This window comes from Lysinibacillus mangiferihumi, assembly GCF_003049665.1.
Taxonomy (GTDB): Bacteria; Bacillota; Bacilli; order Bacillales_A; family Planococcaceae; genus Lysinibacillus; species Lysinibacillus mangiferihumi.
Genome location: NZ_PYWM01000015.1, coordinates 13,313 through 30,063 on the forward strand (window position 1 = coordinate 13,313; position 16,751 = coordinate 30,063).

Sequence of the window (16,751 nt, forward strand, 5' to 3'; positions counted from 1 at the left end):
ATGCACGGAATTTATATACGCTACAATGTCTCAGAAAAAAACCAAGAAGCAAAATGGCCCCGAAAAGTGGATGCATTTGCGTATGTTCAACGAGGAAAACCACAACAAGATAATGACAACATGCTTTCTATGGAGGAGCTAAGAAGTCATGCAATCCGATATATTAAAAGTTTAAAAGAAAATGCGAGTGCCCATTTAGTAGAGCAACATAAAGGGGAAATTGAGCATTTCGATCGCCGCTATATGGAGTCGCTAAAAGTCAAAGAAAATATCGATTCACAGCTTATTAATCTTGAAGAAGTTCGCTTATTATTGCAATTGATGAATGTATTGAATTTATCGCATAGTTTTGGTGAAAATGCTGGAAAGCTATTACGTCAAATTACGCCATATGCAAAAGATATAGAGCATCCTACTTTCCAAACTACGCGAGTTGAGCGTCATTTTTATAGTGAAATGATTGAGCAAATAGAAGCAATATATGCACGTATTATGCGTCAGCACAATCCATCCACGACAGAAATTCAGCAATCAGAAAAATTATGGATTAGCGTTTGTGAGCAAGCAATTGACAAAGTAGAAGCACGCATTGAGCGCTTATCTTCTATTAAATTAAAGCATGAAAAAAATTTATTAGAGTATAGTCAGTTAAAGCAACAAAACATTGAGGCAAAGGAACGATTAGACCACGCTGTCAATGAACTTGATACGATTTTAAATGTACTAGAATCTTAAGCTAGCTATATACAAAAAAGGCATGTTGCCAATTAGTGTTCATTGCTAATTGGCAACATGCTTTTATTTTGCATTATTTTTTTCTGCTTCTTCACGCTTCCATTGGCGATAAACTCGTAATAAGTCAAACCCTAGTACAATCACGATAAGATAGAAAATAGGGCTATTATAAGATAAGCCAATTTCGGACTCGCCACCTAATAATGTGAGCACAATCCAAAGACCAACTGTATAAAGTGTTAAACCAGCATAGGCTTTTTTGGATAGCTTTTTATATGTACCTTTTGATGACACTAGATTTATACCTACAAGGACAATTAATATAACAAGAATAATTTTTTTTGACAATATTTCTGCTAACGGAGTGGCAGGGAAAAAATCATTGACGAATAGTAAAGTGAAAAAAATGAAAATACAAACATTAATAATTGTTGATCGCTTCATGCAATATCTCCTTCGATGCCTTTATTCTTTTCTATTGTAACATGGTTTGAGTTGAAGAAATAAAAATACGCAAAAGAATGACAAGGGATAAATGCTAGCTTCTTAATTTTAAAAATTTTGATAATCTTAAAAATTATGAAACTTTTTTCTTAGAGCATCCGTATAGTAGGTAATACGATGAAAAGGGGTGAACAACTTGACGCTATTTGGCTATTCACTCGAACAAATTTATTTGGTGGTATTAATTTTCGCGGGACTTGCAACGATTTTGTTTATGTTTTTCGGCGAAGTAGTCGAGGGCATTGGGGATGGTCTACCAATTTTTAATCCAAGTGTCATTTTATCATTCTTCACATTGATGTCAGCAGCTGGATTTATATTAGAAAAGTTATCCTTTTTCCCTAGTGTTTGGAACATAGGTATGGCTGCTATCATCGGCGTGATTTTAAGTGCCCTATTTTATTTATTTATTCTTGTTCCACTTAAATCAGCGGATGTTTCATTAGCCTATACGGAACAATCTCTTGAGGGGCAGTTAGGTAAAGTGATTGTACCAATACCAGAAGATGGCTTCGGTGAAGTTGTTATTGAGACAACGAGCGGTATGATTGCAAAGCGCGCAGCAGGCTATGACAATGAGGTCATTGATTACGATTCGACAGTCCTTGTTGTTGAAGTAAAGGAAGGCACTCTTTTTGTAAGAGCCTATGAAAAAAAGTTTATATAAAGGAGAGATACAGTCATGTCAATGGAGATTTTAATTGTCTTGGGAATTGTAGCATTTATTTTAATCGCACTAGTGGCACTGTATGTAACAAAGTATCGTACAGCGGGTCCTGATGAGGCACTGATTGTGACAGGTAGCTATCTTGGCTCAAAAAATGTACATAAAGATGAGTCAGGAAACCGTATTAAAATTATTCGTGGGGGCGGTACATTTGTCTTCCCAATTTTTCAGCAAGCACAACCATTAAGTCTATTATCAAGTAAGTTAGAAGTAACAACGCCTGAAGTTTATACAGAGCAAGGTGTTCCCGTAATGGCGGATGGTACAGCGATTATTAAAGTTGGTGGTTCCATTTCAGAAATCGCTACAGCTGCTGAACAGTTTTTAGGAAAGCAAAAGGCAGAACGTGAAGGGGAAGCACGTGAAGTATTAGAAGGACATTTACGTTCAATTTTAGGATCGATGACAGTTGAGGAAATTTATAAAAACCGAGATAAATTTTCGCAAGAGGTACAACGTGTAGCTTCTCAAGATTTAGCGAAGATGGGTCTTGTCATTGTGTCCTTTACAATTAAAGATGTGCGCGATAAAAATGGTTACCTTGATTCACTAGGGAAGCCAAGAATTGCACAAGTGAAACGTGATGCAGATATTGCAACTGCCGAGGCAGAAAAAGAAACGCGCATTAAACGAGCAGAAGCATCAAAAGAAGCGCAAAAAGCTGAGCTAGAACGGGCAACAGAAATTGCGGAAGCGGAAAAAGAAAATCAATTAAAAGTGGCGGAATTCCGTCGTGAGCAAGATATAGCCAAAGCTCGTGCCGACCAAGCTTATGAATTAGAAACTGCACGTGCGAAGCAGGAAGTAACAGAGCAAGAAATGCAAATTCGCATTATTGAACGTCAAAAGCAAATTGAATTAGAAGAAAAAGAAATTCTACGTCGTGAAAAGCAATATGATTCAGAAGTGAAGAAAAAGGCAGATGCCGACCGCTATGCAGTTGAGCAAAATGCAGAGGCGGAAAAAATGCGTGAGCTTGCACAGGCAGATGCGGAAAAATATCGTATTGAGTCGTTAGCGAAAGCGGAAGCGGAGAAAATTCGTTTAGATGGTATTGCGAAAGCAGATGCTGAGCGTGCACAGGGTGAAACAGATGCCGATATTATTCGTCTTCGTGGTCTAGCGGAAGCGGAAGCAAAACGTAAAATTGCGGAAGCCTTTGAATACTACGGTCAAGCAGCTGTCCTGGATATGGTTGTACGCATGATGCCTGAGTACGCAAAAGAGCTTGCAAGTCCACTTGGCAATATTGACAAAATTACAGTTGTTGACACGGGTAGTGGAGAAGGAGGCAGTGGTGCGAACAAGGTCACTTCTTATGCAACGAATTTAATGTCAACCTTGCAAGAAACATTAAAGGAAACTTCCGGCATTGATATGAAGGAGTTAATCGAAAGCTATGCGGGCAAGCATACATTGCGTCCAGAGCTTGAGCGTATTGCAACGGAGCTAGTGAAAAAGCCAGAGCCTGTTGTGAAGACAGAACAAGTAAAAGAAACCGTCGAACAATAAAATAGTAAGAAAAGCTACCTAAAACTTCGGGATTAGGTAGCTTTTTTATGTTAAGTGGAACTTTTAGTGGCGATGGATGAAGTAATAGTGGCCCAAAGTAAGATACAAATGGCGATTAATTAAGTTTTAGTGGCGCAAAGCCAAATACTATTAGCGACGAATCTCTGTTACCCAATAGTACTGATGCTTATGTCCATTCGCTCGCAAGCATGCCGTAAACGACGTGATCGACATAGTGATCGTATAGCCATTCTGCCGCGCGAATTGTTCCTTCCGTTTTAAAACCAAGTCGCTCTGGAATCGCGCGACTTTTTGTATTGCCAACAGCAACACGGATTTCCACTTTGTTTAACTGGAGCTCGACAAAAGCATACTGTAATAGCGCTTGTACTGTTGTCGTCATAATGCCGTGCCCTTGAGCATCTGCACTAAGCCAATAGCCAATGGCTGCAATTTTATTAGCATGATTAATCGTATTAAAACCCGCAATGCCTACAATTTTATCGCGGAACAAAATAACAAAGGACATACTACTTTTTGCTTCATAGCCAGCAATACAGCCTTCTATATAGCTTTTTGTATCCGCTAGTTCCTTTGTAAAATCTAACCATGGTAACCACTCACGTAAATATGCTCTCGAATTATCTGTTAGTGCAAAAATTGCCTCTGCATCTTCTAAAGTGATTGTTCGTAATGTTAATTCTGGGTTTATAGTAATTTGCATTTGGTACACTCCAATTCGATAGTTTATTTCAAAGCATTATGCATGAAGCCCTTCATTTCTTGACTTAATGTTGTGAGTTCGTCGATAATTTCACTAAAATCTTGGACAAGTTGTGCTTGTTCATTAGTTGCGTCGGAGATTTGACCCATGTTTTTCTTTAAATTATCAAGATTACTAGTAATATTGCGCAGAGAAGCTTCAATATTTTCCGTGGCACTTGACGTTTCAAAAGAAAGTTTTCTAACTTCCTGTGCTACGATATTAAAACCAGCTCCATGCTGACCCGCACGCGCAGCTTCAATCGAGGCATTTAAGCCAAGTAAATTTGTCTGTTGAGAAATGTTTTTTATTAAATCTGTGACATCATTTGTTTTTTCAGAATCTTCAAGGGCATGTTGTGCCTGTTTATTAATTTCCTCACTAGTGGCAGCTAGCTCCTCCGAATGGGAGGCGATGTTATGTACTTTATCTTGAAGGTTATAGACGATACTATCCATTGTATTCATATAATGTTCGAGTTTTAGCTCATTATCGATAGGAAGTCCAAACGCTAGAGCGCCAATCACTTTGCCATTTTCTCGAATTGGAAATGCAAAGGCGTTAATGGCAATGCCATATACATCCTCGGGTATGATGACATCTGCATTTTTTCCAGTAAAGGCGATGTAAACATTTTGATCATTTGCATTTACTTGTTGCCCATCTACATAACCTGAGTCAACACGTTTGCCTGCTAAGTATTTTACAACTGTTTCACTTTCTTTATCAACGACAGCTACAATGGCTTCTTCTTTTAATGCAAGATGGATATAGTGCGCTGATTGTGCTAAAGCTTCGATTATTTTCATGAAATACCTCCAAATTGTAGAATAACAGTCATTATATTACTCACTGTAGCATATAAACGCCGAATTCAACATAGCAAAAACATGCATTTAACATTAAATCACTATTATTACTATTAAATATATTAATTGGAAAAAATAGAAATAATATCATTTAGTAATTTGAATCAATTTCATAATTCAATTCCCCATTAATAAACACGAACTTTGAGTTTCGCGGTTCCTGATTAAAACCAAATAAATCGAACGATATATTATTTTTAGTTATTTTTATAACGCATTGTTCGCATTTTTTAATCGAAGAGGCATTTATGAAATTAACTCATTTATATAATTGTCAAATAAAAATGGTAAAAAATACAAAAAAGCTCTTTATTTTTGTCTATTTTTCGACAATTTACACTGTATTTTGGAGAATATTGTATTAGAATAATAGATAGATGGACTCGTAAATGGAAGGAGATTGAAATGGACTATATAGAGAAAGGAACAAAGGCATTCCACAAAGCAAATTGGGCTTTATTTTTAGCAGGCTTTATTACCTTTGCGAATTTATACGTTTCGCAGCCATTGTTACCGACATTTGCAGAGGAATTTCATGTCTCGCCAGCAGTAGCGAGTTTGTCACTATCGGTGACCACATTGGCACTGTCAATTAGTATGATCATTGTTGGCTCATTATCTGAGGCGTGGGGAAGAAAGTCATTAATGACGATTTCGATATTTGCAGCATCCATTTTGACGCTAGCACTCGCTTTTTCACCAAATTTTGAAACGATATTAGTATTACGTGTTATTCAAGGTGTTGTATTTGCAGGCTTACCAGCAATTGCGATGGCTTATTTAGGAGAGGAAATGAACCCATCTAGCCTAGGTATTGCAATGGGACTTTACATAAGTGGCAATTCTGTAGGTGGTCTTAGTGGACGTGTCATTATTGGTACATTAACAGACCTTTATAACTGGCAGGTTGGTATGATTGTACTTGGTATCATTAGTTTAATCATTAGTGTGTTATTTGTCTGGATGCTGCCGAACTCGCAGCATTTTTCGGCACGGCCGTTACAAATAAAAGCTTTAACCAAATCACTTATGCAGCATTTAAAGGATCCATCCATGCAGTGCTTGTTTGCTATTAGTTTTGTGCTAATGGGAAGCTTTGTAACACTTTACAATTATATTGGTTTTAAATTAATGGCACCTCCCTATCATTTGAGTGCCACAATTGTCGGTTGGATATTTGTAATTTATTTAGTTGGGACATTTAGCTCTGCGTGGTTTGGCAGTTTAGCTGATCGTTTTGGGCGTCAGAAAATGTTATTGTTAGCCATTGCAATTATGCTTGCTGGTGCCATTATTACTCTACAAGGTCTACTTTTATTAAAAATAGTAGGAATTACAGTGTTTACCTTTGGTTTTTTTGCAGCTCATTCAATCGCAAGTGGATGGGTGAGTAAACGAGCTACTCATGATAAAGCACAAGCATCTTCTTTATATTTATTTTTCTACTATTTTGGCTCTAGTGTCGGTGGAACGGTAGGAGGCATATTTTGGATGCATTTTGGCTGGATTGGTGTGGTCGCAATGATCACGGTCTTTTTAGTCATTGCTTGTGGGCTAACATTTGTTTTAAAAAGCGTTATTGCCAAACAACGGTTCGTTACTGGGCATTAGCGTGAGGTGCTAAGTTAGTGTTACAACTAGGCAGTAATAAAAGCAAGCGAAGAAAAAGTGTTAGATTGATTGTCGTCAATCTAACACTTTTTAGGTGTTAACCCATAATATTATAGCCTGCGTCAATATAGATTGTTTCGCCTGTTACACCACGTGATAAGTGAGATAACATCACGATTGTCATATCAGCTACTTCATCTTGTTGAACATTACGTTTTAACGGTGCTGTCTCTTCAATTTTGTGTAAAATCGTATTAAATGAAGGAACGCCTTTCGCAGCAAGTGTACGAATAGCACCTGCAGATATTGCATTGACACGGATATTGTCTTGACCAATATCAGCAGCAAGGTAGCGCATAGATGCTTCTAATGCAGCTTTGGCAACACCCATTACGTTGTAGCCATCAAGTACACGTTCTGCACCTAGGTAACTCATTGTTACAATAGAGCCGCCTTCTGTCATGTATGGATGTGCTGCTTTTGCTGTAGAAATAAGGGAATAGGCACTTGTATCTTGGGCAAATGCATAGCCATCACGAGTTGTTTCTAAAAAGCGATTGTGTAAATCTTCTGCATTGGCAAATGCTACTGAGTGCACAATACCGTGGATAACCCCAACTTTTGAACCGATTTCATCGAATGCTGATTTTGTGCTTTCATCACTGTTCACATCGCATTGCACAACAAGAGCATCTGCATGCCCATAGTTTTCAAGTTGTTTTTGTAATTTTTTTAAAGAACGTTCCTGACGATACGTGAAAATCACGTTTGCCCCTACATCAAATAAACGTTTAGCAATCCCCCAAGCAATACTGCGATCGTTTGCAACGCCCATTACGACAATATTTTTATCTTTTAATTGTAATAAATTATCCATCATTTATAAGAATCCCCTTTACGAAATAATATCTGTTATTAGTACCAACTACTAAAATCTTATCATACATAAATTATGCTTGCAATAATAAGATGAAAAGGGCATAAAATTGATTTCAATGCGCTCTTCAATTCTAGGAAACATTGATTTTGTTAATGACAAATGCATAAAAAAAGCATCCTTTATTGGATGCCTTTTTAGTAAGGTATAGACTATTCGAATTTTAAAGAGTCGCCGTCAAAAGGTTCGTCAGCCACTTTGATAGAATCAGTCGGGCAACCTTCAAAAGCATCTTGCATATCTTCTAGCAGATCTTCTGGAACTTCAGCAGTTCCCATGTTATCATCTAAAATAACGAAGGCAATTCCTTCATCATCATAATCATAAATATCTGGTGCTGCGGCTCCGCATGCGCCACAAGCGATGCATGTATCTTTATCAACAATTGTGTATTTAGCCATTTCTTTCTCTCCTTTTACGATGTTCCTACAAAGCTTCATACTCATTTTAAAGATGTTTAACTGACATTTCAACCTAATACTATTAAATTGGAGGAATTTGCTTCAATGTTTTATCAAATTTTATTGCAAATCTTTCAAAAACTAAATAATGAACGAACCGTATCAGCGGCTTATCATATCCTTAGAGGAAAGCGTTCAGGCCAGACAATTCAAGATGTGGGACTGTTTCAGTTACATAACTATTTTGGATTACTCCCAAAGTTACCTCGTGCGACATTTGATGAAGCTGTTTCTACCTTTTTGCAATATAGTTGGTTAATTATGCAGGAATCAGGTCACTATTCCATGAAAAAGCTAGGTTTACAGCGAGCAGCGCAAACACCAACTTTTTTATTTGACGGTTGGCATTATCGAGGAAATGAACATGTGTTTTTTGCACGGCTTTCCTTAGTTGTACAAAGTTTGTCCTATCAAAAAGAGGGGATTCGGTCATTTTCACCAATAAGTAAGGATACGCAAGTACAATCATGGGTACGTGCTTTTTTACAAGACCAGCTGTATCAATCAGGGCATTTGCAACAGCAATTACTGGACGAATGCTTGCGTGTGTTCGCAACACTAGCCGTTTCTGAAAGCAATAAGCAACTTGCCCTTTATCGATTGAGTGGCTATAGTTTACCAGGTTGGACATGGCAGCAACTTTCCAGCGAACGCAAAGAAACGGTACTTGATAGTCAATTAGCATTTATTGAGTTACTACATACACTATTGAATGAAGTGCATGCAACAAACAACTACCCGTTGCTTGGCAAAATAGCAGAAGAAGTGCGAGTAAAGGCATTGTTGACAGATTCGACACAGCAAACCGCCTATTTATATGAACAAGGGTATTCAATTGAGCAGATTGTACAAATTAGAAAATTGAAACAAAGTACAATTGAAGATCATTTAGTTGAAATAGCAATGAACGAACCGAACTTTTCGATTGGTCCGTACGTCTCTTATGAGGAAGCGGAAAAAGTTTGGCAGGCATCCAAGCAATATCAAACAAAGAAATTAAAGGCATTGCATGAAGTGGTCAATGACTTGAGTTATTTCCAGCTCAGACTTGTCCTCGCGAAAGGAGAAGTTTAATGGAACTAGAGCAAACATTAGCAAAATATTTCGGTTATGCCACCTTTCGACCAGGGCAAAAAGAGGTAATTGAAGCAATTCTTAGCGGAAAAGATGTTATTGCGTTATTGCCAACTGGCATGGGTAAATCATTGTGCTATCAGTTGCCGGCTTATTTATTGCAAAAACCAGTGTTAATAGTGTCTCCGCTATTGTCTTTAATGCAAGATCAAGTAGAGCAACTGAAGCGATTTGGTGAAAAAAGGGTAGTAGCATTAAACTCATTTTTAACAGTAGAAGAAAAACGATATGCTCTCCATTTTTTAGAACAGTATCGCTTTATTTTCACATCGCCGGAGATGTTGTTACAACAACAGGTACAGGAGAAGTTAGCAAATATGACGTTAAGTCTTATCGTTGTGGATGAAGCACATTGTATCTCGCAGTGGGGATTTGATTTTCGTCCGGATTATTTGCGCATCGGCGACTGGTTTTCACAAGGTAATCGTCCCCCTGTATTAGCGTTGTCTGCGACTGCAACTGAAAAAGTAGTAAAAGATATTCATGCTACACTATCACTGCATGCACCGTTTGAATTTATGTATAATGTTGATCGTCCAAATATTCACCTCGGACGTGTTCTTTTCGAGGATAGGGGCGATAAAGCAAAATGGATAGTGGAGCATGTAAAAAAAACAGCTGGACCAGGTATTTTATATTTGTCATCACGCAAGCGTGCTGAGCAATATTGTGAACTGTTTATGCAAGCGGGTTTGCGAGCTGCCGCATATCATGCAGGCTATAGTGCGGAGGATCGTCAATTTATTCAACAGCAGTTTATCGATGGAGAGTTAGATTGGATTGTGGCGACCAATGCGTTTGGCATGGGCATCAATAAGGGAGATATTCGACAGGTGATACATGAGACAATGCCTGCCAATGTCGCGAATTATATGCAAGAAATTGGGCGCGCAGGTCGTGATGGTAAACCTGCACTTGCGATTTTACTTTACAGCGATGGTGACGAGGAACTGGCGAAATTTGTAGTAACAGGAGATTTACCGTCATCTAGTCATGTCGATCGCTATCAAGAGCTTGCATTGCAGCGTATTGCCCCCTCTCAAATGTTAAAAAATGGTGAGTTGAGTGAAACAGCCTTTCGTGTGCTAGATTATTGGCTCCATCAGGAACCTGAAGAACGAGTAAAAGCACGACTTCATCATTTTGCACTTGAAAAATATCAGGCAGTGGATGAAATGTTAAAAATTATAAAGACAAAAGATTGTTTGCGGGAGCAACTTGTCGGGTATTTTGGGCAAAAATTGCAGAAAAAACCTGAAAACTGTTGTGAAAATTGTGGAATCCATTATGATGAAATCAATACAGTACGCATGAAGGAAGAGAAGAAAGTAGAAATGATGGCGTGGGAAAGTCGATTAAAACAGCTTTTAATAAGCGACTAGACTAAACTTACGGTCATTTACTTTTTTCGCAAAATTCGTCATAATAGAATGATAGAAGAATGCGTAGCAAGGTTGGAGGAAAGTCGAATGAGTAAAGAAGACTATCGTGATAAAATCGAAGAACATCGTCAGTCATTTGAAGAAGAACAACAAGAACAGCAAAATCTATCTAGAGTTTCAAGAATGAATAAAAATGGAAGTAATAACAAAAAGCCGAAAAATACAAAACAACGTAAATTTCCTTTAATGACGATTCTTTTTGTTACATTTATCTTAATTCCATTAACTATATTAATTTATTTTGTGCAATTCTATGATCCTGGTAAAACGATTGAAGAAGCTGAAAAAGATACGATGGATGCTGTTGTAGAAATTGATAAGACTGATGGAAAAGCGGAAGCATCTACATCAGCAGATAAAGAAAAAGATGATAAAGCAAATGAACAAGCAAAAGAACAAGCGCAAAAAGATGCTGAAAAGCTAGCTGCACAACAAAAAGCTGCTGACGAAGCAAAGAAGGCAGAAGAAGCGAAAAAAGCTGAGGCGAAAAAAGCGGAAGAAGCGAAGAAAGCACAGCAACAGGCAGAGGCAGCAAAAAAGGCCGAAGAAGCGCAAAAAGCGGAGCAAGCACGTAAAGCTGAACAAGCTCGTAAAGCAGAACAAGAAAAGCAAAATGCAACACAAGTAAAAACACATACAGTTAAACCTAATGAAAATCTATATCGTATTGCATTGAATCACTACGGTGATGGTAGTGAAGCAACGCTAGCGAAAATTCGAGCTGCGAACGGTATGACTTCTGACACGGTAATTGTTGGGCAAGTCATTAAACTACCATAAGAAAAACGGTGTCATTCTTTGGCAACGATGTTTTTCTAGTATAAAATAAAGGACAAACGTCAACACCAACATAAGGTTGAGGCAAACGTCTAATTAGCAAAAAGGCGATTCTATAGCGTACTGAATCGCCTTTTTGCTATCGTAAGGAGAAGTGAGGGAATGCTATATATTGGACTATTTCTTTTAATAGTTATCGCCTTCCTACTCTACATGTGGAAGGTCGCGCACGAAAATAATGTGTTGCACCATCAATTATCACTTAAAGGTCAACCAGAAAAGATTCGGCTATTTTTTATTTCAGATACGCATTTACGGAAAATTAATCGCCCAATGATTGAACGCTTAGAAAATACATTTGATGCGGTTATTATTGGTGGAGATTTTGCAGATGGACGCACGCCGATTCAGCGTATTCATGAAAATCTCGATTTATTGACACCGTTAGGCCCTACTTATTTTGTATGGGGGAATAATGATAGAGAAGTCGGCGAGGAGCGACTTCGAGCTATTTTACAACAGCATGGTGTAAAGATTATCGCCAATGATGCTGTGTTATTGCCCAAAAAGAACCGCTTTTGGATAAGTGCTATTGAAGATACTTCGACAATGAAATATAGTTTTGATGCCGCTTTTGAAAAAGTAGGTGAGGATGATTTAGTCGTTTTTATTTCACATAATCCAGGTGTCTTTGCCCGAGTAAGAGCAAAATTTAGAGCGGACTTAATGATTGGTGGACATTTACATGGTGGGCAAATACGAGTGGGTCCATATGGGGTGCATCCACAAGGCTCCTACCGACAACGAGAAGGTGTCATGACACTCGTAAGTAATGGCTATGGTACAACTTTATTGCCATTACGTTTAGGAGCGAAACCGGAGTGTCATATTATTGACATTGATATTTCGGATAAATAAACAACCAAAAATGTTTAGAAGGCGTATAATGGAAACGATAGTTGATTTTGAAATCATTTTGTAGATGCCCTATAGGGAGTTCATCTGCAACAGTTAAGCATCCGTGTTTAATATGCTGATGCCAATTTGATAGGAGTGTCAAACAATGCAACAAGTTGATGCAATTATTGTTGGAGGAGGCCCTTGTGGTTTAGCAGCAGCAATATCTTTGCAAAAAATTGGTTTACAACCGATTGTAATTGAAAAAGGAAATATCGTAAACGCTATTTACAATTATCCTACACATCAAACTTTTTTTAGTACGAGTGAACGTTTAGCGATTGGTGATGTACCATTTATTATTGAAGGACGGAAGCCAAAGCGAAATCAGGCACTTGTTTATTATCGTGAAGTAGTGCGCTTGAAAAATATTCAAGTAAACCGTTTTGAAAAAGTCGAAAGTGTTGTCAAATCAGGGGAACTTTTTACCGTTACGACTGATAAGGATGTATATGGAACACCCTATGTGGTCATTGCAACGGGTTACTATGATCATCCTAACTATATGGATATTCCGGGAGAGGCATTACCTAAAGTTCATCATTATTTTAAAGAAGGTCATGAATTTTTTGATACGGATGTCCTTGTGATTGGTGGCAAAAATTCAGCAGTAGATGCAGCTTTAGAATTAAACAAAGCGGGCGCTCGTGTCACAGTTGTTTATCGAGGTAGCGAGTATTCACCAAGCATTAAGCCATGGGTCTTACCAGAATTTGAAGGTGTTGTGCGCAATGGAGAAGTCACAATGCATTTTAATACAATTGTGAAGGAAATCCGTGAACATGAAGTCATCATCAATATTGATGGTCGTGAAGTAATGATAAAAAACGACTTTGTCTTTGCTATGACAGGCTATCATCCAGACCATTCATTTATCCGTGCGATGGGAGTTACAATTGACGAAGAAACTGGTCGACCATTTTGTCATCCAGAAACAATGGAAACCAATGTAGCTGGATTATTTATTGCTGGGGTTATTGCAGCAGGGAATAATGCCAATGAAATTTTTATAGAAAATGGCCGCTTCCATGGGGATTGTATTGCTCAAGCTATTGCGGAAAGAAAGCTATAAAAGAAAAGGAAGCTGTATAGGCATGCACTGCTTATACAGCTTCTTTAGACTGTAGAAGGAGGGGAATAATGACTTGGCTTTATTGGCTATTTAGTTATAGTGTTGGAAACTTTTTGACGGCTTATTTCGTTGGAAAAATGTATGGTGTCAATTTACAACAAGAACGTAGTAAAAATCTAGGAGCCAGAAATGCAGGGAGTGTAATTGGCAAGGCTGCATTTATGTGGACATTTTTAGGGGATGCATTAAAAGGTGTACTTGTTGTAACATTAGGCTATTTCTGGCATTTGGAACAGTGGGTTATTATGGCTGGAGCCTGTTTCGTGATTCTCGGTCATTTATATCCGATTTGGCTAAAATTTAATGGTGGTAAGGGGGTTGCAACGTTTATTGGTGTTGGACTTGCCCTATCTCCATCTTTATTTTCAATGATGATTGTCGGTACAGCTATTGTACTTGGTGTAACAAGAAGTTTAACACTCGGCATGTTAGGTGGCTTTGTATTTTACATTGGCGCAATTGTACTGACAGGACATTTACAGTTATACATACCGATACTTGTTGCCATTATGTGTATGCTATTGAAGCATTCATCCAATATAAAGGAGTCATTGAGAAGAGGGAAGTGAAATTATGTACTGGTGTAAAGTCGCACAGACAGAAAAGGAATTTGATGCAATCGCGCAGTTGAATTATGAAACTTTTGTTGAGGAAATTCCACAACATGAACCAAATGAGCTGAAAAGAAAAGTCGATCGTTTCCATCATGAAAATACGTATTTAGTGGTGTATAAAGGTACTGAGCTTATCGGTATGTTAGCCTTTCGAGATCAGCGACCGTTTTCAATCGATGAAAAAATTGGCGAAGTGGAGCAATTTTTACCAAAGGAGATTTGTACAAAGCTTTGTGAAATTCGCTTACTTGCAGTGAAAAAGCCTTACCGCTCAGGTCGAGTACTAATCAGATTAACACAAGCATTAAATGCATTTGCGTATGAAAAGGGGTACTCAGCAGCTGTTATCTCAGGTACTACACGTGAGGAAAAGATGTATCAACAAATGGGCTTTAGCCAATTCGCACCTGCGGTAGGAACAAACGAAGCAATGTTTTTACCAATGGTCTTAACAAGGCAACAATTTGAACAGTCGTTGCAACAAAAGCTTGCGCAGGAAAGTTATACATTTTACCCAGGACCAGTGAAACAGCAGGGAGCAATTGTGTATTCTGATATGTCGCACAGGTCACAAGCCTTTCAATCGCTCTATGTACGAATGCGCAGCAAGTTGCTTGAATTATCTGGGGCTAAACAAGTTGCTACAATCGTTGGATCAGGGACGCTAGCAAATGAAGTGATGCTTGGGCAACTTAAGGCTCAACAAGCGGGGCATGGACTTATTTTAACAAATGGGGAATTTGGAGAGCGTCTTCAGAAGCAGGCAGAACGTTGGTTATTGGATTTTGATGTTGTTACGCAAGCGTGGGGAAGCGCATTTGACATGCAGGCATTGGAGGATTTATTACAAACGGGGGCTTATCAGTGGTTACTTATGGTGCACGGAGAAACGTCAACAGGTGCATGCAATGATTTACACGGGATGAAACAGTTGGCTAAGCGCTATAACATAAAACTTTGTGTTGATTGTATTAGCTCTTTTGGTGCTATGCCGATTTTATTGGACGATTGTTATTTAGCGACAGCGGTGAGTGGTAAAGCTATTGGGGCACTGAGTGGCTTGGCCTTTGTGTTTTCTCAAGAACTTGTAGAGCCTGTAACATCGTTGCCTGCCTATTTGGATTTAACCAATTATCAACATGGAACAATTCCCTATACACTACCAGCAGCACTTGTTGGGAATGTAGTGGAAGCCTTACAAGCCTATCCAGCACGTTATCATCAACTACAGCAGCGCTATGATGCATTGTTGCAGTTGCCTTTTATGCATTATCGTTTACCAATCACAGCGTATCCAATGATTATCACTATACAATGTCCAAATGGCTTAACCAAGCTAGCAACAGATTTAAAATTAAACGGGTTATTTGTGCATGCAGATAGTAACTATTTAAAACATCGAAATTTCATACAGTTATCGGTGATTCAACCTGATTTTGAGTTAGCCTATAGTCGCTTGCAAAATTTGTTAACTTTCTATAAGCAAACAGTTGATTTATAAGTGACATCTCACATAACTTTAAACTGCCCCAATTGTTAGGTGGTCTCTAACAATTGAGGCAGTAGTATTACTGGAAAAACTCTTTTAAGTCTAAAGGATTTCCTGCTGTATTTAGACCGATTAGTAACTTTAAGCGTGCTTTTTGTCCGTTAATGCCTGTGGCGAAAATTGCGCCTAAGTCTTCAAGCATTTTACCACCACCAACGTAGCCATATACGCCTTCTGCGATGCCATTGAAGCATCTAGAAACTAGAACGACCGGAATACCTCGTTCCAATAGACTTTCAATGCCTTTTACAACTGTTGGTGGTACATTGCCTTGTCCAAGTCCTTCAAGTACAACACCGTCATATTGGCAGGCAAGGACAACATCGAGTAAATCAACTTCCATTCCCGCATATACTTTCAGCATCGCTACTCGTTTTGTTAAGCCTTGTACATCTACATATTGGCGGCGAATCGGGGCATGATGAAACAGAATACGTGTTTTTGTAATAAGTCCGATTGGGCCGTATTGTGGGGATTGAAATGTATTGACTGAGCTCGTGCTCGTTTTTGTTGTGTTGACAGCCAAATGGACTTCGTCGTTCATCACAACTAACACACCTTTGTCTTTTGCTTCAGCATCTATCGCTACACGAACAGCTTCCACTAAATTGTATATGCCGTCAGCACCTAGCTCATTAGAGGAGCGCATTGCACCTGTTAAGACAATTGGAATGGATAGATTGGTTGTTAATTCTAAAAAATAGGCTGTTTCTTCTAATGTATCTGTGCCGTGTGTAATGACCACACCATCAAAATGTTCTGTTGAAGTTTTTTCCATAATTAAGTTACGTAAATGAAGCATTTCTTTTGGTGTTATATGTGGTGAAGGAAGATTAAACGCCTCCAATTCTTTTATAGATGCCAGTGTATTAAGTTTTTTACTCTCTTTTATTAATGGATTTTCCTTGTTAGGCATAACTGCACCTTCATCACTCATTGCCATGGAAATTGTGCCACCTGTATGAATTAATAAAATTGTTTTTTTCATAAAAAATATATCTCCTTTTAAAAAGTTTTTTTGTCATTA

Annotated in this window: 17 protein-coding genes; 11 read left to right on the plus strand and 6 right to left on the minus strand. The window is 38.3% G+C overall.

Annotated elements, in window-relative coordinates; all coding sequences use genetic code 11:
* Positions 1 to 735 (plus strand): hypothetical protein, encoded by a 735-nt coding sequence (locus C9J37_RS14565; RefSeq protein ID WP_024362365.1) that lies wholly within the window; start codon positions 1 to 3, stop codon positions 733 to 735.
* Between the two features lie 63 nt (positions 736 to 798).
* On the opposite strand, the gene C9J37_RS14570 is transcribed toward C9J37_RS14565, so the two are convergent.
* Positions 799 to 1,179, minus strand: coding sequence for a hypothetical protein (locus tag C9J37_RS14570; protein WP_024362364.1), 381 nt, complete (start codon positions 1,177 to 1,179; stop codon positions 799 to 801).
* A 196-nt stretch (positions 1,180 to 1,375) separates the two neighbouring features.
* On the opposite strand from C9J37_RS14570, the gene C9J37_RS14575 reads away from it, so the two are divergent.
* Together C9J37_RS14575 and C9J37_RS14580 are read left to right on the plus strand one after the other, a co-directional pair.
* The gene (locus tag C9J37_RS14575; protein ID WP_107895930.1) at positions 1,376 to 1,906 is read left to right on the plus strand and encodes an NfeD family protein; all 531 of its coding nucleotides are present in this window, start codon (positions 1,376 to 1,378) and stop codon (positions 1,904 to 1,906) included.
* A 15-nt stretch (positions 1,907 to 1,921) separates the two neighbouring features.
* The gene (locus tag C9J37_RS14580; protein WP_107895931.1) at positions 1,922 to 3,478 is read left to right on the plus strand and encodes a flotillin lipid rafts scaffold protein FloT; all 1,557 of its coding nucleotides are present in this window, start codon (positions 1,922 to 1,924) and stop codon (positions 3,476 to 3,478) included.
* Positions 3,479 to 3,665: 187 nt separating this feature from the next.
* Here the strand turns inward: C9J37_RS14580 and C9J37_RS14585 are convergent, their stop codons facing one another.
* Together C9J37_RS14585 and C9J37_RS14590 are read right to left on the minus strand one after the other, a co-directional pair.
* Positions 3,666 to 4,202, minus strand: a complete 537-nt coding sequence (locus tag C9J37_RS14585) for a GNAT family N-acetyltransferase (protein WP_107895932.1) — start codon at positions 4,200 to 4,202, stop codon at positions 3,666 to 3,668.
* Positions 4,203 to 4,225: 23 nt separating this feature from the next.
* A complete protein-coding gene (locus tag C9J37_RS14590) occupies positions 4,226 to 5,050 on the minus strand; it encodes a methyl-accepting chemotaxis protein (protein ID WP_107895933.1) in 825 nt (274 codons plus the stop codon).
* A gap of 465 nt (positions 5,051 to 5,515) precedes the next feature.
* Between C9J37_RS14590 and C9J37_RS14595 the strand changes: the two genes are divergently transcribed.
* Positions 5,516 to 6,721 carry an MFS transporter gene (locus C9J37_RS14595; RefSeq protein ID WP_107895934.1) on the plus strand — a complete coding sequence of 402 codons (1,206 nt, stop codon included), beginning with the start codon at positions 5,516 to 5,518 and terminating at the stop codon, positions 6,719 to 6,721.
* A gap of 97 nt (positions 6,722 to 6,818) precedes the next feature.
* On the opposite strand, the gene C9J37_RS14600 is transcribed toward C9J37_RS14595, so the two are convergent.
* Both C9J37_RS14600 and C9J37_RS14605 read right to left on the minus strand, forming a co-directional pair.
* Complete coding sequence (locus C9J37_RS14600; protein ID WP_081769866.1) at positions 6,819 to 7,601, minus strand: enoyl-ACP reductase FabI; 783 nt, start codon at positions 7,599 to 7,601, stop codon at positions 6,819 to 6,821.
* A gap of 209 nt (positions 7,602 to 7,810) precedes the next feature.
* On the minus strand, positions 7,811 to 8,059 hold the full coding sequence (locus C9J37_RS14605) for a ferredoxin (protein ID WP_024362357.1): 249 nt from the start codon (positions 8,057 to 8,059) through the stop codon (positions 7,811 to 7,813).
* A gap of 105 nt (positions 8,060 to 8,164) precedes the next feature.
* On the opposite strand from C9J37_RS14605, the gene C9J37_RS14610 reads away from it, so the two are divergent.
* The 7 genes from C9J37_RS14610 (at position 8,165) to C9J37_RS14640 (ending at position 15,676) form a co-directional block, all read left to right on the plus strand.
* The gene (locus tag C9J37_RS14610; RefSeq protein WP_107895935.1) at positions 8,165 to 9,193 is read left to right on the plus strand and encodes a YpbB family protein; all 1,029 of its coding nucleotides are present in this window, start codon (positions 8,165 to 8,167) and stop codon (positions 9,191 to 9,193) included.
* Entirely contained in the window at positions 9,193 to 10,635 is a 1,443-nt protein-coding gene (locus C9J37_RS14615; RefSeq protein WP_107895936.1) for a RecQ family ATP-dependent DNA helicase, read from the plus strand. Before C9J37_RS14610 ends, C9J37_RS14615 begins: the two co-directional genes overlap by 1 nt.
* A gap of 87 nt (positions 10,636 to 10,722) precedes the next feature.
* Entirely contained in the window at positions 10,723 to 11,475 is a 753-nt protein-coding gene (locus C9J37_RS14620; RefSeq protein WP_107895937.1) for a LysM peptidoglycan-binding domain-containing protein, read from the plus strand.
* A 159-nt stretch (positions 11,476 to 11,634) separates the two neighbouring features.
* Positions 11,635 to 12,390, plus strand: a complete 756-nt coding sequence (locus C9J37_RS14625) for a metallophosphoesterase (RefSeq protein WP_107895938.1) — start codon at positions 11,635 to 11,637, stop codon at positions 12,388 to 12,390.
* Positions 12,391 to 12,535: 145 nt separating this feature from the next.
* The gene (locus C9J37_RS14630; RefSeq protein ID WP_107895939.1) at positions 12,536 to 13,501 is read left to right on the plus strand and encodes a YpdA family putative bacillithiol disulfide reductase; all 966 of its coding nucleotides are present in this window, start codon (positions 12,536 to 12,538) and stop codon (positions 13,499 to 13,501) included.
* A gap of 68 nt (positions 13,502 to 13,569) precedes the next feature.
* A complete protein-coding gene (locus C9J37_RS14635) occupies positions 13,570 to 14,130 on the plus strand; it encodes a glycerol-3-phosphate acyltransferase (protein WP_025219067.1) in 561 nt (186 codons plus the stop codon).
* A gap of 4 nt (positions 14,131 to 14,134) precedes the next feature.
* Positions 14,135 to 15,676 (plus strand): aminotransferase class V-fold PLP-dependent enzyme, encoded by a 1,542-nt coding sequence (locus tag C9J37_RS14640; protein WP_107895940.1) that lies wholly within the window; start codon positions 14,135 to 14,137, stop codon positions 15,674 to 15,676.
* A 67-nt stretch (positions 15,677 to 15,743) separates the two neighbouring features.
* Here C9J37_RS14640 and C9J37_RS14645 read toward each other — a convergent pair whose 3' ends face one another.
* The gene (locus C9J37_RS14645) at positions 15,744 to 16,712 is read right to left on the minus strand and encodes an asparaginase (protein ID WP_107895941.1); all 969 of its coding nucleotides are present in this window, start codon (positions 16,710 to 16,712) and stop codon (positions 15,744 to 15,746) included.
* Between the last annotated feature and the right edge of the window lie 39 nt (positions 16,713 to 16,751).